The organism is Streptomyces sp. NPDC002328 (assembly GCF_042890065.1).
In the GTDB taxonomy this organism is placed as follows: Bacteria; Actinomycetota; Actinomycetes; order Streptomycetales; family Streptomycetaceae; genus Streptomyces.
This window is the reverse complement of the sequence record NZ_JBIARQ010000001.1, coordinates 927,783-946,790: the sequence shown is the minus strand read 5'-3', so window position 1 is coordinate 946,790 and position 19,008 is coordinate 927,783. Positions and strand designations below refer to the sequence as shown.

Here is a 19,008-nt window from a genome sequence, read left to right as displayed (position 1 = left end):
GGTACTGCGCCTTTCTCAAGGTTGTTCGTCAACCGGACTTGCCGGACACGGTAGCTCTAGCCTCGCGCCGGACGGCTCGGACGCTCCGGGGAGATCACCGCCGGGGGATCGACCTCCTCGTCCAGGAAGACCTTGCGTACCACACGTTCGGAGGCACGGCCGTCGTCGTACTCGCAGAACCGCCTGCGGAACTCCGTCCGTGCCTTCGCGGAGGTGTCGTCGGCCCAGCGCCCCGTGAGGAAGACGTCCAGAAGGTCCTTCTCGGTTGCCACCACATGGCCGGGAGACTGGGTGTGAATGTCGAAGTAGGTGCCGCGGGTGGCGCGGTAGGTCTCCCAGTCGTTCGCGAAGAGCACGATCGGCCGGTCGAGGAGCGCGTAGTCGAACATCAGCGACGAGTAGTCGGTGAGCAGGCAGTCGGCCGCGAGGTACAGCTCCTCCACCGACGGGTGCGCGCTGACGTCGACGACGCCGGAGCCCTCGGCGGGGCCGGCGCCGAGGTTGAAGTAGTGCGCCCGCACCAGCACGGTGAAGCCGTCGCCGAGCTGCTCGGCGAAGTGCTCCACGTCGAGCATCGGACGCGGTACGGCCATGTAGTCCCGGTGCGTCGGCGCGTACAGCACGACCTTGGCGTCGGGGGCGAGGCCGAGCTTCTCGCGGGCCCGCGCCCGGTCGGCGTCGGTGGCGTTCGCCAGGACGTCGTTGCGCGGGTAGCCGTAGTCCAGGGAGGTGTACGTGGACGGGTAGGCCCGGTCCCAGACGGCGGTGGTGAAGCTGTTGCTGGAGACGCTGTAGTCCCAGCGGTCGACGCGCTGCATCAGCGTGTCCATCTCCAGGTCGGCCTGGCCGAGCGGGAAGTCGATCAGGTCGACGCCCATCCGCTTGAGGGGCGTGCCGTGGTGGGTCTGCACGAAGACCTGACCCGGCCGCTTCACCACGAGGGTGGGGAAGTTCACGTTGTTCACGAAGTACTTGCTGCGGGCCATCGCCCGCCAGAACTGGAACGAGCCGGGGTGGACCACGGTGGTGCCGGGCGGCGGCGTGTTGCGCGCGCCGGGCTTGAGCACCCAGGTCGTCTTCACCTTCGGGGCGAGTTCCCGCAGCTTGCGGTGGATGGCCGCCGGGTTGCAGGAGTAGTCGGCGTTCCAGTACGCGGCGAAGACGGCGGTGTCCTTCTGTACCGGCAGCATCCGCTGGGCCCGGTAGTAGGTCATCAGGACGGCGTGGCGCACCGGCTTCTTCAACTTGAGGGCGGCGCGGTAGGCCCGGCGGGCGAGGGGGCGCAGCCGGCGCGGGAGGCGGTCGCCGGGGCGGCGGCGCGCGGCGGCCTTGGCGCCGCCGTCCTTGGGCTCGCGGTAGCCGGCCGGGCGGTGGGCGCGCTCGGCCTCCAGCCGGCGGGCGCGGAACTCGGCGCGGGCTCCGGCGGGCAGCCGGCCCGGCATCCGCTCGATCACGCCGAGGTGGAAGGCCATGCGCTCGAACAGCGCGCTCTGCCAGCGCTCGAACTCGGGGTGCCGGGCGAGGAACGCGAAGACCAGCTCGTACTGGTCGAAGACGTCGAAGTGCTTGCGGCTGGCGGAGGACAGGATGCTGCCCTGGCGGCGCTGGCGGTAGTGGACGCAGATCCGGTCCAGGACGGCGATGGTCTCGGCGGCCACCAGCACCGGGTAGGTCCACGGGGTGTCCTCGTAGTAGCCCGTGGGGTACTCGAAGCCCCAGCGCTCCACGAAGTCACGGCGGTAGGCCTTGTTCCAGGCGACCTGGAGCAGCCCGAGCAGGTCGGGGTTGTCGTCCAGGCGCACCGCCTCGCGGGGGCTCGCGGTGAGCACCGAGCGCTTGGCGTTGGGGCTGACCCGGCCGTCCCAGTAGGTGCGGGCGTAGTCGAAGACCAGCAGCTCGGGGTCGCCGGTCTCCTCCAGGCGGCGGGAGACGGCCAGCAGCGAGCCGGGCAGCATCGTGTCGTCGCTGTCCAGGAACAGCAGGTAAGCGCCCTTGGCGCGGGCCATGCCCACGTTCCGCGCCTGGCCCAGGCCCACGTTCTGTTCGAGCTGCACCGCCACGACCCGCGGGTCCTCGGCCGCGTACTCGGCCATGATCTCGCCGCAGGAGTCGGGCGAGGCGTCGTTGACCGCGATGATCTCGAAGTCCTCGAACGACTGGCTGAGCACGGAGTCGAAGCAGTCACGCAGATAGGCCTCGACGCCGTACGCCGGAACGATGATGCTGAACCGGGGGGCGGGGGACGGCTCTGCGGCTTGCGTGGAAGTCATCAGGGCTTGGACCTTCGGAAGGGTTCGGCGGTTTGCGGTCCGCGGGGCGGGAACCCGTCCCGCGCGTGACGATCACTCGGATCTGGTCAGGGCATATCCGAGCAGGCGGCGCACGGCGTCCGAGCGGCGGTGACGCAGTGCTCCGGGGAGCATGGTCAGCGCGTGCAGCCGCATGGACAGGTGCCGCCGGGCGGCACGGGCGGCCTTGGGCCAGCCGTGCCGGTCGAGGTCTTCGGCGACCTCGTTGAAGAACCGTACCGCTTCGCCGAAGCGGGCTCCGGTCACGGCCTCGGCCGAGGAGAGGCTGCCGGAGTGACGTCGGTAACGGAAGGCGAGCGCCGGGTCCACGACCAGCTTCTCGCCGCGCCGGATCAGCTCGATGATCATCGCGAGGTCCTGGATGACCGAGAGGTCCTCACGGAAGCCGACCGCCTTGACGGCGTCGGCGCGCCAGCAGATCGACGGGAAGTACAGCCAGTTGCCGCCGAGCAGGTTCGCCGCGAGCGGCTCGCCCGAGAGCACCAGCCGGGCGCCGTCGGCGTTCTTCGGCGCGTACAGCCGCCGCTTGACCTCGTCGCCCAGGGAGGTGGAGGGGTTGCCGTTCTCGTCTATGACCTCGACGCCCGGCTGGTAGATCGCCGCGTCCGGCTCGGCCTCGACGGCGGCGCGGATCGTCTCGACGTAGGTAGGCAGCAGCAGGTCGTCGCTGCCGAGCATGGTGAAGTGCGTCGACTCGACGAGGTCCACGCACTTGCGGAAGTTGCCGGTGATGCCGAGGTTGCGCTCGTTGCGCATATAGCGGACCCGGGGGTCGCCGAGTGAGGCGAACCACTCCGGTACGCCCTCCTCGCGGCCGTCGTCGACGACGGTGAGCCGCCAGTCCTTGTCGGTCTGGTCGAGCACGCTGCGCACGGCTGCCTGCATCAGGGCGGTGTCGCCGTAGTGCGGCAGCATGATGTCGAGGGTCTGCACCGGGCTCACTTGCCCTTCTGAGCCGGGCCGAGCGAGGAGCGGCGGCTGAACGCGAGCAGCAGGATCATGCCGATGCGGCCGAGGTAGAGGGTGGCCTTCCACGGCGACTGGCTGGGCGTGCCGGTCACCCGCGGGCGCATCGCGACGGGCACCTGCTCGACGCGGTAGCCGGCGCGGAGCACGGCGATCGTGGACTCGACGGTGTCGCCGAGGTACTCCACCGGGTACCAGCGGGCGAACGCGTTGATGAGGTCGCGGTTGCAGGCGCGGAAGCCGGAGGTGACGTCGGTGAGCTTGGTGCGCGCCATGCGCGACAGCCAGAAGGCGAGGACGAGCATCGCCCAGCGGCGCGGGCCGCGGGCCTCGTAGTCGCCGGTGCCGGCGAACCGGGCGCCCATGACCAGGTCGGCGCCGGTCTCCAGGCGGTCGAGCAGCTCGGGCACGTTGCGCGGGTCGTGCTGGCCGTCGGCGTCGACCTGGATGGCGATGTCGTAGCCGCGGTCGTGCGCGAACTTGTAGCCGGCCCGCATCGCGCCGCCGACGCCGAGGTTGTACGGGAGCTTCATCACGGTGGCGCCGGCCGCGCGGGCGACGACCGCCGTGTTGTCGGCGGAGCCGTCGTCGACGACGAGGATGTCCACTCCGGGAAGCGTGGTGTAGGTCTCCTTGATGACGTCGGCGACGCCCTCGGCCTCGTTCCACGCCGGCATGATGATCAGTACGCGCTTGCCGTCGATCACTTCAGATTCCCCCGTTCGGCAGAAGCGGCCGGGGTCTCCTCGGCGGCGAGCCTGGACCGCAGCTCCTGGACGTCGATGCGCAGCAGGGCCACTTCCTCGGAAAGCGTGCGGCCCTCCTCCTCCAGGTGGCCCACCTCCCAGCTGAGCTGGAGGCAGACGATGAAGAGGAAGGCCACGCTCAGGAACAGGATGAGACTGACGCCCGAGGCGACTCCGACCGTGCGGGCCACGGAGTCCAGAACCGTGGGGAAGAAGCCGAGCGGGATGATCACCAGTCCGGTGATCACCCACAGGAACGCGTACTTCTCCTTGAGCTTGCGCCGGCGCAGCAGCTCGGCGATGCACAGGACGAGAAGGACTCCGGTGACCGAGGTCAGCATCCACAACTTCATGCCGCACTCCGGTGTATCGGACGACTCATTGGAAAGGGGCCTGTCTACTCTTCCAGGGGGATTCCGAGGCGGACGGCCGCAGAACGAGGCCGCCGAACTGCAGTCCACTGTCCGTTACATTTTGTCGCAATGCTTACGGAGAGTGATAGAATGGTGATCATTCTTAGGAGTGCAACGAACGGTAGCCTACACGAGCACGAACAACGAACGTCATGAAGGCGACCACCGCGAAGGACCCCGCCGTGTACGCCACCTCGACCCTCGTTCTCAGCGGAAGTGAACTCAGCGTGACCGCCACCAGCGCCGCAGTTCCCACGATCCACGCAACCAGCTGCATCCGCGCGGCGCCGCTCGTCAGCAGGGCCTGACCCAGCACCATCGCCAGCATGTACAGCGTCGTGCCGAGCGACAGCCAGGCGAAATCGACCGGCCCCAGCACGTCGGGCGCGCCGAACAGCGCCGGCAGCAGCGCCGGCCCCAGCGCCACCGCGCCGATGCCCCCGGCCACCCCGAGCCCGCCGGTGACCGACGCCGCCCGCAGCAGCAGCCGACGGTACTTCTGCGTGTCGCCCTCGGCCGCCGCCGACGACAGGCCCGCGAGCAGCGACACCTGGAAGGCGCCGAAGACGAACAGCGGCACCCGCGCCAGGACCAGCGCCGACAGCAGCGCCGCGACCAGCGCGTCGTCGTCCGTCGAGATCAGCTTGGTGCTGATCACCGCGATGTTCACGAGCACCTGCGCCAGCAGCGTGGAACCGACCAGCAGACCCAGGTGCTCGATCAGGTCACGCCAGTGCGCCGCCGACCCCGACCGCGCGCCCTTGACCACCGGCCCGAGCGTCGCCAGCACCGCGAGCAGCGGAGCCACCGTGAGGACCGCCGCGAAGGCGAACACCGAGTCCACGCCCGCCAGCGCGAGCCCCGCCGGCAGCACGATCCGCAGCGCGCCGTCCAGCCCCAGCTGCGTCCCGTAGGCCTGGAACCGGCCGAGCCCGGCGAGGACGCCCCGGGTCACGTACGCCACGGCCAGCGCCGCGAACGCCCCGCCGAGCGCGAGGACCATCGCGGTGTCGCCGTGGAAGAACAGATCGGCGACCTGCTGCGCGAACACGCCGAGCGGCACCAGCACCACCGCGAGCAGCGCGGCGGAGAGCACCGCGCCCCGCCGCAGCACCGGCCGCGCCCCGTCGCCGTGCACCACCCGGGCGGCGACCACCCGGGTGATCTCCTGCTCGACCGGGAAGAACAGCCCCAGGCCTATGGAGGACACCACGGTCCACAGGACCGAGAAACTCGCCATCCCCTCCACGGGGAGCGAGTGGCCCGCCGCCGCGAGATGGATGTAGCTGGCGATGCCGAGCAGCGCCGTCCCCGCTCCGACGAACGCCGTGCCCTGCGGCAACGCCGTGGCGATGCGGTCGAGGAGGCTCACGCGCCCGTCCGCCCACCCGGAGCGACGACCTTCAGCGCCTCGGTGAGCTGATCGCGCCAGTGCGGCTGGACCGCCACGCCCGCCTCGGCCCACCGCTCGTGCGCGAGCACGCTGTACGCGGGCCGGCGGGCCGGCCGTACGAACTTCTCCGACGTCGTCGGACGCACCCGCTCCGGGTCCAGGCCCGTCAGCTCGAACGCGGCCCGCGCCAGGTCGAACCAGGTGCCCGTGCCGGACGCGGTGCCGTGGTAGACGCCCGCCGGAGCCCGTCCGGCCACCGCCGCCTCGCCCAGCTCCGCGATCTGCCGGGCGAGCGCCACGGTCCAGGTCGGCTGCCCGCGCTGGTCGTCGACCACGTCCAGCGTCTCGCGCTGCCCGGCCAGGTTCAGCATGGTCGCGACGAAGTTGCGCCCGTGCGCCCCGTACAGCCACGCCGTGCGCACCACATAGCCGCGCTCGGGCAGCAGCTCGGTCACCGCGCGCTCGCCGGCCAGCTTGCCGCGCCCGTAGGCGTTCACCGGCGAGGTCGGGGCGTCGTGCGGGTACGGCTCGGCCGCGTCGCCCGGGAAGACGTAGTCGGTGGAGACCTGGATCAGCACGGCGCCGGCGTCCGCGCACGCCTGCGCCAGCGCCCGCGGGCCCTCGCCGTTGACACGGGTCGCCGCGGCCTCGTCGGCCTCGGCGCCGTCCACATCGGTCCACGCGGCCGCGTTCACCACGACGTCGTGGCCGGCCACCGCCGCGCGCGCCGCGGCGGCGTCGGTGACGTCCAGCTCCTGCCGGGTCAGGGCGGTGACCTGTCCGGCCCCGCTTTGCTCGAGCACCTCGGTCAGGTCCCGGCCGAGCATGCCGCCCGCGCCGGTGATCAGCCAGCGGGTCATGCGGGAAGCGCCGCCTTCGCCTTGAGCGGCTCCCACCAGGCGCGGTTGTCGCGGTACCACTGGACGGTGTCGGCGAGACCCTGTTCGAAGGTGACGAGCGGGGTGTAGCCCAGCTCCTCGGAGATCTTCGCGATCGACAGGGAGTAGCGCAGGTCGTGGCCCTTGCGGTCGGCGACGTGCTCGACCATGTCCCAGCCCGCCCCGCAGGCGTCCAGGAGCAGGCCCGTGAGCTCCTTGTTGGTGACCTCGGTGCCGCCGCCGATGTGGTAGACCTCGCCGGCCCGGCCGCCGCGCAGCACCAGCTCGATGCCCCGGCAGTGGTCGGAGACGTGCAGCCAGTCACGCACGTTCAGGCCCTCGCCGTACAGCGGGACCTTCTTGCCGTCCAGCAGGTTCGTGGTGAACAGCGGGATCATCTTCTCGGGGAAGTGGTACTGCCCGTAGTTGTTGGAGCAGCGGGTCACCACCACGTCCATGCCGTGCGTGCGGTGGTACGACAGCGCCAGCAGGTCCGAGCCGGCCTTCGACGCCGAGTACGGCGAGTTCGGCGCCAGCGGCCAGTCCTCGGTCCACGAGCCCTCGGCGATCGAGCCGTAGACCTCGTCCGTGGACACATGGACGAACCGGCCCACGCCGTGGCGCTTGGCGGCGTCCAGCAGCACCTGCGTGCCCAGCACGTTGGTGGTCACGAACGGCGAGGAGTCCGCGATCGAGCGGTCCACGTGGGACTCGGCGGCGAAGTGCACCACCGCGTCCTGGCCGCGCATCACGTCGTCGACCGTGGCGAAGTCACGGATGTCGCCGTGGACGAAGGTGTAACCGGCCTTGTCGGCGACGGGGGCGAGGTTCTCCTCGTTGCCGGAGTAGGTCAGGTTGTCCAGGACGGTGACCTGGGCGCCCTCGCCCGAGGGCAGCTCGCCGAGGAGCAGCGCCCGTACGAACTGTGAACCGATGAACCCGGCACCGCCGGTGACAAGAATCTTCATAAGAGCCCACATTCTATAGCCCGTCGTGTCACGCGCCGTTCAGTGGCCCTTGTCACGGCGGGGGTGGCGGGAGCGGTTCGTACCCTGCCGTAGGCTGCGGGCCCATGCGTGGAATTCTGCTCGCCGGTGGTACCGGTTCCCGACTGTGGCCGATCACCCGTGCGGTGTCGAAGCAACTGATGCCGGTCTTCGACAAGCCGATGATCTATTACCCGCTGTCCACCCTGGTGATGGCGGGCCTGCGGGACATCCTGGTCATCACCGGACCGGACGAGCGCCCCCAGTTCGAGCGGCTCCTGGGCGACGGGTCCGACTGGGGCCTGAACATCGAGTTCGCCACGCAGGACAGCCCCAACGGCATCGCCGAGGCCTTCGTCATCGGCGAGGACTTCATCGGCGACGAGTCCGTCGCGCTCATCCTCGGCGACAACATCTTCCACGGCTACGGCCTCGGCCGGCAGCTCGCCCGCTACAGCGATCCCGAGGGCGGCGTGGTCTTCGCCCACGCGGTCTCCGACCCGACCGCCTACGGCGTCGTCGACTTCGACGAGCAGGGCCGCGCCCGCTCCATCGAGGAGAAGCCGAAGAACCCCAAGTCCCGTTACGCCGTTCCGGGCCTCTACTTCTACGACAGCCGGGTCGTCGGGATCGCCAAGGGCCTCGAGCCGAGCGCCCGCGGCGAGCTGGAGATCACCGACGTCAACAAGTACTACCTCGACCGCGGCGAGCTCCAGGTCTCGGTCCTCGACCGCGGCACCGTCTGGCTCGACACCGGCACCTTCCAGTCCCTCGTCCAGGCCTCCGAGTACGTCCGGGTGGTCGAGGAGCGCCAGGGCATGAAGATCGGCTGCCTGGAGGAGGCCGCCTGGCGCGCCGGCTTCATCGACGACGACCGGCTGCGCACGCTCGCCGAACCGCTGACCAAGAGCGGCTACGGCGACTACCTGCTCGACCTGCTCGCGCACGAGGCCTGAGAGACACCGGGCCCGAGCACGCGGCCCGAGAGAGAAACGGAACGGTAGCGATGAAGGTGAACCCGCTCGGCATCGAAGGCGCCTGGGAGTTCGTCCCCCAGCAGCACGGGGACGCCCGCGGCCTCTTCCTGGAGTGGTACAAGGCCGAGCGCATGGAGGAGGCCGTCGGCCACCCGCTCGACCTCAAGCAGGGCAACCTCTCCGTCTCCGCGGCCGGCGTCGTGCGCGGCATCCACTTCGCCGACGTGCCGCCCGGCCAGGCGAAGTACGTGACCTGCGTCCGCGGCGCCGTGCTCGACGTGATCGTCGACATCCGGGTCGGCTCGCCGACCTTCGGCCGCTGGGAGACGGTGCGCCTCGACGACCAGGACCGCAAGGCCGTCTACCTCTCCGAGGGCCTCGGCCACGGCTTCTGCGCGCTGACCGACGACGCCACCGTCACCTACCTGTGCTCCGAGGGCTACGCGCCCCAGCGCGAGCGCACCGTGCACCCCCTCGACCCGGAGATCGGCGTCGAGTGGCCGGTCGCGGGCGAGCCCGAACTGTCCGCCAAGGACGCCCAGGGCCCGACGCTGGCCGAGGCCCGTGCGGCGGGCATCCTGCCGGTGTACGAGGAGTGCGTGGCCTTCCGCGCCTCGCTGGCGAACCGCGGCTGAACCCACCGCCTTCTTGTGGCCCGGCCGTCCCCGCGAGGACGGCCGGGTCACTGCTTTCCGCCGCCGCCGGGCCTGTCCGACCGGCGAAACGGACAGGCGGCGCCGCCCGTCGCTCGCGTAGATTGCGAGACGAGCGCCGCGGCGGGGGAGCACGCGGCGCGTGGGACAGCCGAGTGAGGACGACGCAGGTGACAGTGGCAAGGCAGCACGTGGTGGAAGCCCGCAGGATCGTCGTCAAGGTGGGCTCCTCGTCGCTGACGACCGCCGCCGGCGGACTGGACGCCGACCGCGTCGACGCGCTCGTCGACGTGCTCGCCAAGAGCCGTAGCGGCGGGGAGCGGGAGATCGTCCTGGTCTCCTCCGGCGCCATCGCCGCCGGGCTCGCCCCGCTGGGCCTGCGCCGCCGCCCCAGGGACCTCGCCCGCCAGCAGGCCGCCGCCAGCGTCGGCCAGGGCCTCCTCGTCGCCCGCTACACCGCCTCCTTCGCCCGCTACGGCGTCCGCGTCGGCCAGGTGCTGCTGACCAGCGACGACATGAGCCGCCGCGCCCACCACCGCAACGCCTCCCGCACCCTGGACAAGCTGCTGGCGATGGGCGCCTTCCCGATCGTCAACGAGAACGACACCGTCGCCACCGACGAGATCCGCTTCGGCGACAACGACCGCCTCGCCGCGCTCGTGGCGCATCTCGTCCACGCCGACCTGCTGGTCCTCCTCTCCGACGTGGACGGCGTCTACGACGGCGACCCCAGCAGGCCGGGCACCTCGCGGATCGCGGAGGTGCGGGGCCCCGCCGACCTGGAGGGCATCGACATCGGCAGCGTCGGCAAGGCGGGCGTCGGCACCGGCGGCATGGTCACCAAGGTCGAGGCCGCCCGGATCGCCGCCGCCGCCGGCATCCCCGTCGTCCTCACCAGCGCCGTCCACGCGGCCGACGCCCTCACCGGCGGCGACACCGGCACCCACTTCCACGCCACCGGCAAGCGCTCCGCCGACCGGCTGCTGTGGCTCCAGCACGCCTCCACCCCGCAGGGCTCGCTCACCCTGGACGACGGCGCGGTGCGCGCGGTCGTCGAGCGGCGCAAGTCGCTGCTGCCGGCCGGGATCGCCGGCGTCGAGGGCGAGTTCAGCGCGGGCGACCCCGTCGAGCTGCGCGACGGCACCGGACACGCGGTGGCCCGCGGCCTCGTCAACTTCGACGCCAAGGAGATCCCCCTCCTGATCGGCCGCTCCACCCGCGAACTGGCACGCGAGCTGGGCGCCGAGTACGAGCGGGAGGTCGTCCACCGGGACGATCTGGTGATCCTGCACCCCTGACGGGCTTCCGGGCGGGGCGGGCGGGACGCTCCGCGGGCGTCGAACGGCGGCTCACGGTCGGGGTCGAACGGCCATGACCGGTGGGGGACGTTCCGTGAAACCGCCCCAAGGAGCCGTGCGGCCTGCTCAACTTTGTCTCTGGGACACCGACACGTTCCGCACGAGCGCTGCGTAAAGGAGGCCGTCGTGAGACGAGTGCGCCCTGGGGCGGCAGCGGCCCGCGGGATCGCCGGCGAGGAGCGCGCCCTGACCAGCGTGGCCGCCGGGGAGCGGTACCGGGCCGCGGAGGCCGACGGGGTGGAGATCACCCGGCCCGAGGACGTGCCCCGGCTGTGGCACGTCACCCTCAGCGTCTCCGGCGCGGACGCCGACCTGAAGGAGCTGCGGCGCGCCCTCGAACAGCTCGCCCACGACCACCCCTTCCTCCTGACCAGCCGCTACGCCGCCGACCACGCGGAGATCCGCTACTGGGAGGAGGCTCGCGACCTGCACGACGCGGCGGCCGTCGCCCTGCGCCTGTGGGGCGAGCACCGCCAGACGGCCGGCCTGCCGCCCTGGGAGATCGTCGGCCTGGAGGTCATCGACCGCCAGACCTACCACCAGCGCATCGCCGAGGGCCACGGCCCGGCGCCGGCGACGCCGGTGGGGGTCCATCCCTTCTGAGACTCGACCCCGAGGCCCGCCCCGGCGTGCGTCTCGGCAAGTGTCTCGGCGGGTGGAACGAGCGCTGAACTGCTCGGCGTCGCGCACTACCCTTCCCGTATGACCACGCTCTCGCCGTACGACGCCCTCTCCCCGGTCACTCAGGCCGCCTACCGTGCCAAGGCGGCTGCCGCCGACCTCGCGCCGCTGCCCCGGGCCGCGAAGGACGACGCGCTCCTCGCCATCGCGGACGCGCTGGAGGTCCGTGCGAGCGAGATCGTCGAGGCCAACGCCAAGGACATCGCCAAGGCCCGCGAGGCCGGCACCAGCGAGGCCATCGTCGACCGGCTGACCCTCACCCCGGAGCGGGTGCGGGCCATCGCCTCCGACGTGCGGGACGTCGTCGCGCTGCCCGACCCCGTCGGCGAGGTGGTGCGCGGCTCGACCCTGCCCAACGGCATCGACCTGCGCCAGGTCCGCGTCCCGCTCGGCGTGGTCGGCATCATCTACGAGGCCCGCCCCAACGTCACGGTCGACGCGGCGGCGCTCTGCCTGAAGTCGGGCAACGCCGTGCTGCTGCGCGGCTCCGCCTCCGCCTACGAGTCCAACACCGCCCTCGTCCGGGTGATCCGCGACGCCGTCGGCGGCGCCGGACTGCCCGCCGACGCCGTCCAGCTCGTGCCCGGCGAGAGCCGCGAGAGCGTGCGCGAGCTGATGCGCGCCCGGGGGCTGGTGGACGTGCTGATCCCGCGCGGCGGCGCCTCCCTCATCCGGACGGTCGTCTCCGAGTCCACCGTCCCGGTGATCGAGACCGGCACCGGCAACTGCCACGTCTACGTCGACGCCCAGGCCGACCTGGACATGGCCGTCGAGATCCTCATCAACTCCAAGGCCCACCGGGTCAGCGTCTGCAACGCCGCCGAGACGCTCCTCGTCCACCAGGACATCGCCCCCGAGTTCCTGCCCCGCGCCCTCGACGCCCTCGCCGGGGCCGGCGTCACCGTCCACGCCGACGAGCGGGTGCTCGCGTACGCCAAGGACTCCAAGGCCACCGTCGTCGAGGCCACCCCCGAGGACTGGGAGACGGAGTACCTCTCCCACGACATCGCCGCGGCCGTCGTCGACTCCCTCGACAAGGCCGTCGAGCACATCCGGCTGTGGACCTCCGGCCACACCGAGGCCATCGTGACCACCTCCCAGCAGGCCGCCCGCCGGTTCACCCAGTTGGTCGACTCCACCACCGTCGCCGTCAACGCCTCCACCCGGTTCACCGACGGCGGCCAGTTCGGTTTCGGCGCGGAGATCGGCATCTCCACCCAGAAGCTGCACGCCCGCGGCCCCATGGGCCTGCCGGAGCTGACCAGCACGAAGTACATCGTCACCGGCGACGGACACATCAGGCGCTGACCGGGACGCGCGGTGCCGGAAGAGGCGTGAGGGGCGTCTCACCAGGCGGATGAATTTCCCTACCGCCTGCCCAAATTGACCCCCCAGGTCTACTCTGGATCCGTGCCGGAGGACGTGGGGGGCATGCCGTTCCCGGACGGCTGGGAGCCCGACGACGACCACGACCGCGGGGTGTCGGACGAAGAGTTCGCCTCCGTGGTCTTCGACGAGGCCTTCGTACAGGCGGCCGTGGTGCACGAGCCGACCGCCGTCGAACGCCTCCTGGCCGCAGCGCAGGCCAGAGCCGAGGCCTCCGAGGCCGAAGCCCGCAGCGCCCGCGCCCGCGGCGACCGCTACGACGACCCCTACGGCCCGGACGGCCCCGGCCCCTTCGGCCATGATCCGGACCACGACGACCTCGACGGCGACGACGTGGCCGCCTGGGAGCGCCACTACGGCGACGTCGGCCCCTACGGCCGCCAGGCCCGCTGGCACCGTCCCGTCGCCTGGGTGCTCGCCCTGGTCATGGGCATCGGCATGGTCGCGCTGGCCTTCGCCGCGGTCTACCGGGGGGCCTCCGCCGGCAGCCGGGACCAGGTGCCGCTGCCCGCCTCCACCGGGCTGGGCCAGGGCGGCGGACTCGTCCCCTCCCTGACCTCCGAGGCGAACGCCGACGAGATCCGGCCACCCGTCTCCGCCGTCCCGCGCACGCCCTGAACCCGGTGCCCCCGCCCACCCCGGACGGGCGGCGATCAACCGGTGAGAACCTGTCAGAAGTTGTCAGAATGCAGGGCGTTTACCCGACCTCTGCGCGACCTACTCTGAAAGTATGGGCGGGCCAGGAGACCCACCGCAGGGGACACCCGAGGGAACTCCCGGCGGTGGCGAGGACGAGTACCGATCCGTCGTCTTCGACGAATCGTTCGTCCGCGCTGCCCGCCTCCAGGAGTACTCCGCCGAGGAACGCATCGCCGAGCACGCGCCCGCCGTACGCCGCCGCCCGCCCGTCCACCGGGGTCTGTCCCGGCAGGCGCTCGTCCTGGTCGTGCTGATCGCGCTCGCCTTCGGCACCGCGATCTTCATGGGCATCCGCCACCCCTACCAGAACCCGGCCGCCCGCCGAGTCGCGGAACCGCTGCGGATGACCGTCATTCCGCTCGCCCCGCAGGGCGCGGTGCCCGGATCGGCCGACACCGCCCACCTCTACGCGCACAGCCCCGCCGCCAACTTCCGCATCGGCGCGGCCGGGATCCCGCTGCCCGCGTCCCGGCGCACCGCGCACTTCTCCGACAGCCAGGTCGTCACCGCGCTGCTCACCGCCCGGGACTACATCATGCGCTCCTCCCTCTATCCGGAGGTGCTCACCGGGCAGCAGGTCCGGCCGGTGCGGCTGCTGATCTCGCCCGACCAGCTCGACCAGTTCGACGAGAGCTTCGCCCACCCCGCCGCCGACGGACGGCACGCTCCCACCGGCTGGCTGGTGCGCTTCGACCCCTCCCGGGCCGAACTCGCCGACCGCGAGATCCGCGTCCAGGGCACCCTTCAGGCCGCCGAGGCCGACTCGGCGACCCTGGAGGTCACCGCCGACCACACCTTCGTCTACGCCCTGCGGCCGGTCGGTGCCGACGCGAAGGCGCCGGTCTCGCTGTTCACCGTGCGCCGTGAGCTCCAGTTCCGCTTCGACCGCGACGACCTGCGGCTGCGCCAGACCCAGCTGATCGTCTCCTACGTCCAGGCCGGCCCGCTGTCCTGCGCCGAGGACTCCGTCAACCATCTGCGGCCGCTGCTCGCCGGCCAGACCGCCAAGGAGGGCGGCCCGGCCGGCACGGATCCGTACGCGACGGGCGGCGCGCCCGCGCTGTGCGGGGCACTGGCGAACAGCGCGGAGCCGCAGGTGTGAGTCACGCCGGGCGGGCGTCACGTCGGTCGCGCGGGCTCGCCGTCGGCTGTCCTCGTGTGCGGGTGCGGGCTCGCCGTCAGCTGTCCTCGTGTGCGGGCTCCCGGTCAGCCGTCCTCGCGCGGCGGCGCGTCCGTCGGGCGCTCCTTCGGGGGCGCCGAGCCGGTGAAGCCGTCGAAGCCGCGCCGGACCCGGCCGCCGAGGTCGCCCGCCCCGCCCGCGAGATCGGTGACCAGCTTCATCAGCGGGTCCTTGGAGCTCTTGACGTGGTCGGCGTAGTGCGAGGCCGACTCACGGAAGGAGTCCGTGACCGAGGTGTCCTTGTCCTCGGTGCGGCGCGGGTAGTGGCCGTCCAGGATCCGCTGGTAGTCGCGGGACTCCGACCACTTCTTCAGCTCGGCCGCGCGCACGGCGGTGAAGGGGTGGGAGCGGGGCAGCACGTTCAGGATCTTCAGCACGGAGTCGCGCAGGTCGCCGCCCGCCTCGTACTCCTCGGCCTGCTTCAGGAACGCGTCCACGTTCATCTCGTGCAGGTGGTTGCCGCCCGCGATCTTCATCAGGCCGCGCATGGAGGCCTTCAGATCCTGGCCGACGAGCAGCCCCGCGCGGTCCGCGGACAGCTCCGACTTGCGGAACCACTCGCGCAGCGCCGTGACGATCGCCATGATCGCGATGTTGCCCAGCGGGATCCAGGCCACCCGAAGGGCCAGGTTGGTCAGGAACAGCAGGATCGTGCGGTACACGGAATGGCCGGACAGGGCGTGCCCCACCTCGTGGCCGACGACCGCCCGCATCTCCTCCTCGTCGAGCAGCTCGACCAGGCCCGTGGTGACCACGATGATCGGCTCGTCCAGGCCGATGCACATAGCGTTGGGCTGCGGGTCCTGGGTGACGTACATCGGGGGGACCTTCGCCAGGTCCAGGATGTAGCAGGCGTCCCGCAGCATGTCGTTCAGGTGCGCGAACTGCTGGTCGGACACGCGCACCGAGTCGGACAGGAACAGCAGCCGCAGGCTCCGCTCGGGCAGCAGCCCGCTGAGCGCCTTGAAGACCGTGTCGAAGCCGCTCAGCTTGCGCAGCGCGACCAGGGCGGAACGGTCGGCCGGGTGCTCGTACGCACGCGAGGAGATCCCGGGAAAGCGGGTGCGCTGCCTGCTCGGCACGTTCTCGTGCCCGGTCTGCTCGTGGCCGTCGTCGGACATGTCATCCCCCATGTGCGTGTGTATGGACCCTCGTATGCACGGTCCTTTACGGACCCTTGTGGGGCCCTTTGCGCTCCCGGAGCAGGGCCCAGCCTAGGCGGAGTTACGGTGGACGGGCACCACTCAGAAGGAGACCCGCGCCATGGAGCACAACCCCGCAGCAGCCTGGTTCACCGAGGCCGCCGGCGCCGCCCAGCAGCAAGGGGCGGGGAACCTGCTCCGAGTCGTCCTCGCCGTGATGCTGGTGGGTTGTGCGCTGACCGCCTGGTTCCTGCTTCGTGGCTACAAGCGGAAGGACGACTGAGCGTCCGCGAAGGTTCCCGTGCGGAGTCGGGGTGATGGGCGGCGAGGCGCATGCTTACGATGGGCCGACATCTTTATCCCGCCCTCCATCGGATAGGTCCTGCCGAAGATGAGCTTCCACAGCGCCGCTGCCCAGTTGGTCACCCTCGCCGCCGAGGGCGAGGAGAAGGGTGGCAACCACGAGAGCCTGAGCCCGTTGGTCACCGGTGGTTCCGCGTTCCTGATCCTGCTGCTCCTGCTGTGGATCACCACCCGGTTCAACCGCGACCGCTGAGCCGCCCGGTGTTCATACCGGGGCATCCCGGGCCTCCGCCGGACGGCGCCCTCAGGCGGGGCCGGTAGGGTCTGCACGCATGGGAGAGCAGGACATGCCTACCGGCCCGGCGAAGCGGGGCAAGCGCCGCCTCGGCGTCATGGGCGGAACGTTCGACCCGATCCACCACGGGCACCTGGTGGCGGCCAGTGAGGTCGCCGCCCAGTTCCAGTTGGACGAGGTCGTGTTCGTGCCGACCGGCGAGCCCTGGCAGAAGAGCCACCGCCGGGTCTCCCCGGCCGAGGACCGCTATCTGATGACGGTCATCGCGACCGCCGAGAACCCGCAGTTCTCGGTCAGCCGCATCGACATCGACCGGGGCGGCCCCACCTACACCGTGGACACCCTGCGCGACCTGCGGGCCCTCAACCCCGACGCCGACCTCTTCTTCATCACCGGCGCGGACGCCCTGGGCCAGATCCTGACCTGGCGGGACAGCGAGGAGCTGTTCTCCCTCTCCCACTTCATCGGGGTGACCCGGCCGGGCCACAACCTCGCCGACCCGGGACTTCCCGAGGGGGGCGTCTCCCTCGTCGAGGTCCCCGCCCTGGCCATCTCCTCCACGGACTGCCGCGCGAGAGTCGCCAAGGGCGACCCCGTCTGGTATCTGGTGCCGGACGGAGTCGTGCGCTACATCGACAAGCGCGAGCTGTACCGCGGCGAGTGAGCCGAGAGGGGGACCGGTGAACGACCGATACGACGCGGGTTACGACGGCGGCCACGACACGGGTCACGACGCCGGTCGGGGCGAGACCTCGTACGAACTCGTGGGCTACGACGAGTACGGGCAGCCGGTGTACCGGCAGGTCCCGGCCCAGCAGGTCCCGCGACAGGCCTACGACCCGTACGCCCAGCAGCAGGGCTACGGCTACGACCCCTACGCGACGGCCGGGCAGCAGCAGGCGCCCGCGTACGACCCGTACGGCACCGGACAGCAGCCGCCCGTCCCCGGGTACGACACGGGCCGTCAGGCCCCGGCGGGCTACGACCCCTACACCACCGGGACCACGGACCCCTACGACCAGGACTCCTACCACCCGGACCCTTACGACCCCTACGGGCAGACCGCGACCAGCGGGCAGCAGCCGCGCGTCACCGAGCAGACCGCCTACATCCCCCAGCAGGCCGGACGGCCGGAGACGACCCGCCCGGCGGAGCCGCCGTCGACGGACGCCGGGCTCGCGGACGCCGGGGCGGCGGGGTCCGGGGCGGCGGGGTCCGGGGCGGCCGAGGCCGCGCGCGGGGCGCAGGAGGCCGACGGGGCGTCCGAGGGGGACCGACACGACTACCGCACCGAGCAGTTCGCGTTCGTGGAGGAGCCCGACGGCGACGCCGAGGACGTCATCGACTGGCTCGACTTCACCGAGAACCGCACCGAGCGCCGCGAGGAGGCCAAGCGCCGCGCCCGCAGCCGGCTCGTCGCCCTCGTCGTCGTCCTCGCCCTGGTCGCGGTGGGCGGCGTCGGCTACCTCTGGTACGCCGGGAAGCTGCCCGGCCTGTCGTCCTCCGACGACTCCGAGGCCGGCTCCACGACCGCCTCCGCCGCCCAGAAGCGCGACGTGGTCGTCGTCCACCTGCACGACACCGGCGGCGAAGGCACCTCCACCGTGCTCCTCGTCGACAACACCACCACCAAGCAGGGCACCACGGTGCTGCTGCCCAACTCCCTCGTCGTCACCGCCGACGACGGCACCACCACGACCCTCGCCAAGTCCGTCGACGCCGACGGCTCGGCAGGCACGCGCGAGGCGCTGGACACCGTCCTCGGCACCCGCATCCAGGGCACCTGGCGTCTCGACACCCCCTACCTCCAGAACCTCGTCGACCTGGTCGGCAACATCGAGGTCGACACCGACACCGCCGTGCCGGCCCCCAACGCCAAGAAGGGCGAGGCCCCCCTCGTCAACAAGGGCGAGAACCAGACCCTCAGCGGCAAGACGGCCGTCGCCTACGCCACCTACCGGGCCGAGGGCGAGGCGCAGGACGCCCAGTTGGAGCGGTTCGGCCAGGTGATGCAGGCCGTGCTGCGCAAGGTGTCCTCCGACGCGCAGGCCGCCACGACCACCGTCCAGACCCTGGCGCAGATCCTCGATCCCTCGCTGACCGACCGTGACCTCGGCGCCTTCCTCGCCGGGCTCGCCGACCTCGCCAAGGGCGGCGACTACAAGACCGCCCTGCTGCCCGTCGAGACCGACGGCACGCTCGGCGCGCAGGCCGGCGCGAGCGTGGTCAAGAACGTCCTCGGCGGCACCGCCAAGAGCCCCGACAAGGACGCCGCCGTCAGCGTCTCCGTGCAGAACGCGAGCGGCACCAAGTCCCGTTCCGAGGAAGCGCGCGTGGTCCTCCTCAACGGCGGCTTCACCTTCCTGGAGGGCGGCACGCCGTCCGGCACGCAGGGCGCGTCCGAGGTCCTCTACGGGGACGACGCCCAGAAGGAGAACGCCACCGAGGTCGCCAAGACCCTGGGCCTGCCCACCGGCGTCGTGAAGAAGGGCACGGTCGCCGCCAACGCGGACGTGACCGTCGTCCTCGGCGAGGACTACAAGCCCTCGGCTTCCTAGCGGCGGGCCGGCCACCCGGCGGGCGGACAGGAAACGGACGGGGCGCCGTCGGCGGTCGTGAGACCCTTGAGGTCAATCGACCGCC

Annotated in this window: 19 protein-coding genes; 11 read left to right on the top strand and 8 right to left on the bottom strand. The window is 71.5% G+C overall.

The genetic code is table 11. The annotated features are described in order from the left end of the window. Positions 1 to 56 precede the first annotated feature (56 nt). The 7 genes from ACFYX4_RS04215 to rfbB all read right to left on the bottom strand — a co-directional run bounded on the left by ACFYX4_RS04215 (position 57) and on the right by rfbB (position 7,673). The gene (locus ACFYX4_RS04215; RefSeq protein ID WP_389325471.1) at positions 57 to 2,270 is read right to left on the bottom strand and encodes a CDP-glycerol glycerophosphotransferase family protein; all 2,214 of its coding nucleotides are present in this window, start codon (positions 2,268 to 2,270) and stop codon (positions 57 to 59) included. A gap of 72 nt (positions 2,271 to 2,342) precedes the next feature. Beyond that, on the bottom strand, positions 2,343 to 3,251 hold the full coding sequence (locus tag ACFYX4_RS04210; protein WP_389325468.1) for a glycosyltransferase family 2 protein: 909 nt from the start codon (positions 3,249 to 3,251) through the stop codon (positions 2,343 to 2,345). Continuing rightward, positions 3,248 to 3,982 carry a glycosyltransferase family 2 protein gene (locus ACFYX4_RS04205; protein ID WP_389325465.1) on the bottom strand — a complete coding sequence of 245 codons (735 nt, stop codon included), beginning with the start codon at positions 3,980 to 3,982 and terminating at the stop codon, positions 3,248 to 3,250. Before ACFYX4_RS04205 ends, ACFYX4_RS04210 begins: the two co-directional genes overlap by 4 nt. Then, positions 3,979 to 4,374, bottom strand: coding sequence for a DUF2304 domain-containing protein (locus ACFYX4_RS04200; RefSeq protein WP_389325462.1), 396 nt, complete (start codon positions 4,372 to 4,374; stop codon positions 3,979 to 3,981). Before ACFYX4_RS04200 ends, ACFYX4_RS04205 begins: the two co-directional genes overlap by 4 nt. A gap of 163 nt (positions 4,375 to 4,537) precedes the next feature. Continuing rightward, on the bottom strand, positions 4,538 to 5,806 hold the full coding sequence (locus tag ACFYX4_RS04195) for a lipopolysaccharide biosynthesis protein (RefSeq protein ID WP_389325459.1): 1,269 nt from the start codon (positions 5,804 to 5,806) through the stop codon (positions 4,538 to 4,540). Further along, positions 5,803 to 6,687, bottom strand: a complete 885-nt coding sequence (rfbD, locus tag ACFYX4_RS04190) for a dTDP-4-dehydrorhamnose reductase (protein WP_389325456.1) — start codon at positions 6,685 to 6,687, stop codon at positions 5,803 to 5,805. The genes ACFYX4_RS04195 and rfbD overlap by 4 nt, the downstream gene beginning before the upstream one ends. Next, positions 6,684 to 7,673, bottom strand: a complete 990-nt coding sequence (gene rfbB, locus ACFYX4_RS04185; protein ID WP_389325453.1) for a dTDP-glucose 4,6-dehydratase — start codon at positions 7,671 to 7,673, stop codon at positions 6,684 to 6,686. Before rfbB ends, rfbD begins: the two co-directional genes overlap by 4 nt. A 104-nt stretch (positions 7,674 to 7,777) precedes the next feature. Between rfbB and rfbA the strand changes: the two genes are divergently transcribed. From rfbA to ACFYX4_RS04150, 7 genes are all read left to right on the top strand, one after another. After that, positions 7,778 to 8,647: a glucose-1-phosphate thymidylyltransferase RfbA gene (rfbA, locus tag ACFYX4_RS04180; protein ID WP_389325450.1), complete on the top strand. Its 870-nt coding sequence runs from the start codon at positions 7,778 to 7,780 to the stop codon at positions 8,645 to 8,647. A 50-nt stretch (positions 8,648 to 8,697) separates the two neighbouring features. Further along, a complete protein-coding gene (gene rfbC, locus ACFYX4_RS04175; protein ID WP_389325447.1) occupies positions 8,698 to 9,303 on the top strand; it encodes a dTDP-4-dehydrorhamnose 3,5-epimerase in 606 nt (201 codons plus the stop codon). 209 nt (positions 9,304 to 9,512) lie between these two features. Further along, positions 9,513 to 10,619, top strand: coding sequence for a glutamate 5-kinase (gene proB, locus ACFYX4_RS04170; RefSeq protein ID WP_389326721.1), 1,107 nt, complete (start codon positions 9,513 to 9,515; stop codon positions 10,617 to 10,619). A gap of 195 nt (positions 10,620 to 10,814) precedes the next feature. Then, positions 10,815 to 11,282: a hypothetical protein gene (locus ACFYX4_RS04165; RefSeq protein ID WP_389326718.1), complete on the top strand. Its 468-nt coding sequence runs from the start codon at positions 10,815 to 10,817 to the stop codon at positions 11,280 to 11,282. Between the two features lie 99 nt (positions 11,283 to 11,381). Next, complete coding sequence (locus tag ACFYX4_RS04160; RefSeq protein ID WP_389325444.1) at positions 11,382 to 12,668, top strand: glutamate-5-semialdehyde dehydrogenase; 1,287 nt, start codon at positions 11,382 to 11,384, stop codon at positions 12,666 to 12,668. Positions 12,669 to 12,770: 102 nt separating this feature from the next. After that, positions 12,771 to 13,364, top strand: coding sequence for a hypothetical protein (locus ACFYX4_RS04155; protein ID WP_389325441.1), 594 nt, complete (start codon positions 12,771 to 12,773; stop codon positions 13,362 to 13,364). Between the two features lie 112 nt (positions 13,365 to 13,476). Continuing rightward, a complete protein-coding gene (locus ACFYX4_RS04150) occupies positions 13,477 to 14,547 on the top strand; it encodes a hypothetical protein (protein ID WP_389325439.1) in 1,071 nt (356 codons plus the stop codon). A 104-nt stretch (positions 14,548 to 14,651) separates the two neighbouring features. Here ACFYX4_RS04150 and ACFYX4_RS04145 read toward each other — a convergent pair whose 3' ends face one another. Further along, positions 14,652 to 15,746 (bottom strand): M48 family metallopeptidase, encoded by a 1,095-nt coding sequence (locus ACFYX4_RS04145; RefSeq protein WP_389326715.1) that lies wholly within the window; start codon positions 15,744 to 15,746, stop codon positions 14,652 to 14,654. Positions 15,747 to 15,888: 142 nt separating this feature from the next. Here ACFYX4_RS04145 and ACFYX4_RS04140 point away from each other — a divergent pair, with 142 nt between their 5' ends. The 4 genes from ACFYX4_RS04140 (at position 15,889) to ACFYX4_RS04125 (ending at position 18,923) form a co-directional block, all read left to right on the top strand. Next, positions 15,889 to 16,050 carry a hypothetical protein gene (locus ACFYX4_RS04140; RefSeq protein WP_389325436.1) on the top strand — a complete coding sequence of 54 codons (162 nt, stop codon included), beginning with the start codon at positions 15,889 to 15,891 and terminating at the stop codon, positions 16,048 to 16,050. Positions 16,051 to 16,158: 108 nt separating this feature from the next. After that, complete coding sequence (locus ACFYX4_RS04135; RefSeq protein WP_389325433.1) at positions 16,159 to 16,323, top strand: hypothetical protein; 165 nt, start codon at positions 16,159 to 16,161, stop codon at positions 16,321 to 16,323. Between the two features lie 79 nt (positions 16,324 to 16,402). Beyond that, complete coding sequence (gene nadD / locus ACFYX4_RS04130) at positions 16,403 to 17,029, top strand: nicotinate-nucleotide adenylyltransferase (RefSeq protein WP_389325430.1); 627 nt, start codon at positions 16,403 to 16,405, stop codon at positions 17,027 to 17,029. Positions 17,030 to 17,045: 16 nt separating this feature from the next. Continuing rightward, on the top strand, positions 17,046 to 18,923 hold the full coding sequence (locus tag ACFYX4_RS04125; RefSeq protein WP_389325427.1) for a LytR C-terminal domain-containing protein: 1,878 nt from the start codon (positions 17,046 to 17,048) through the stop codon (positions 18,921 to 18,923). Positions 18,924 to 19,008: the final 85 nt, after the last annotated feature.

Coding starts and splice junctions, on each gene's coding strand:
- ACFYX4_RS04135 (WP_389325433.1), top strand. CDS start 16,159: ATGAGCTTCCACAGCGCCGCTGCCCAGTTGGTCACCCTCGCCGCCGAG.
- rfbA (WP_389325450.1), top strand. CDS start 7,778: ATGCGTGGAATTCTGCTCGCCGGTGGTACCGGTTCCCGACTGTGGCCG.
- ACFYX4_RS04145 (WP_389326715.1), bottom strand. CDS start 15,746: ATGTCCGACGACGGCCACGAGCAGACCGGGCACGAGAACGTGCCGAGC.
- ACFYX4_RS04200 (WP_389325462.1), bottom strand. CDS start 4,374: ATGAAGTTGTGGATGCTGACCTCGGTCACCGGAGTCCTTCTCGTCCTG.
- rfbB (WP_389325453.1), bottom strand. CDS start 7,673: ATGAAGATTCTTGTCACCGGCGGTGCCGGGTTCATCGGTTCACAGTTC.
- ACFYX4_RS04215 (WP_389325471.1), bottom strand. CDS start 2,270: ATGACTTCCACGCAAGCCGCAGAGCCGTCCCCCGCCCCCCGGTTCAGC.
- ACFYX4_RS04160 (WP_389325444.1), top strand. CDS start 11,382: ATGACCACGCTCTCGCCGTACGACGCCCTCTCCCCGGTCACTCAGGCC.
- ACFYX4_RS04140 (WP_389325436.1), top strand. CDS start 15,889: ATGGAGCACAACCCCGCAGCAGCCTGGTTCACCGAGGCCGCCGGCGCC.
- rfbC (WP_389325447.1), top strand. CDS start 8,698: ATGAAGGTGAACCCGCTCGGCATCGAAGGCGCCTGGGAGTTCGTCCCC.
- rfbD (WP_389325456.1), bottom strand. CDS start 6,687: ATGACCCGCTGGCTGATCACCGGCGCGGGCGGCATGCTCGGCCGGGAC.
- ACFYX4_RS04150 (WP_389325439.1), top strand. CDS start 13,477: ATGGGCGGGCCAGGAGACCCACCGCAGGGGACACCCGAGGGAACTCCC.
- nadD (WP_389325430.1), top strand. CDS start 16,403: ATGGGAGAGCAGGACATGCCTACCGGCCCGGCGAAGCGGGGCAAGCGC.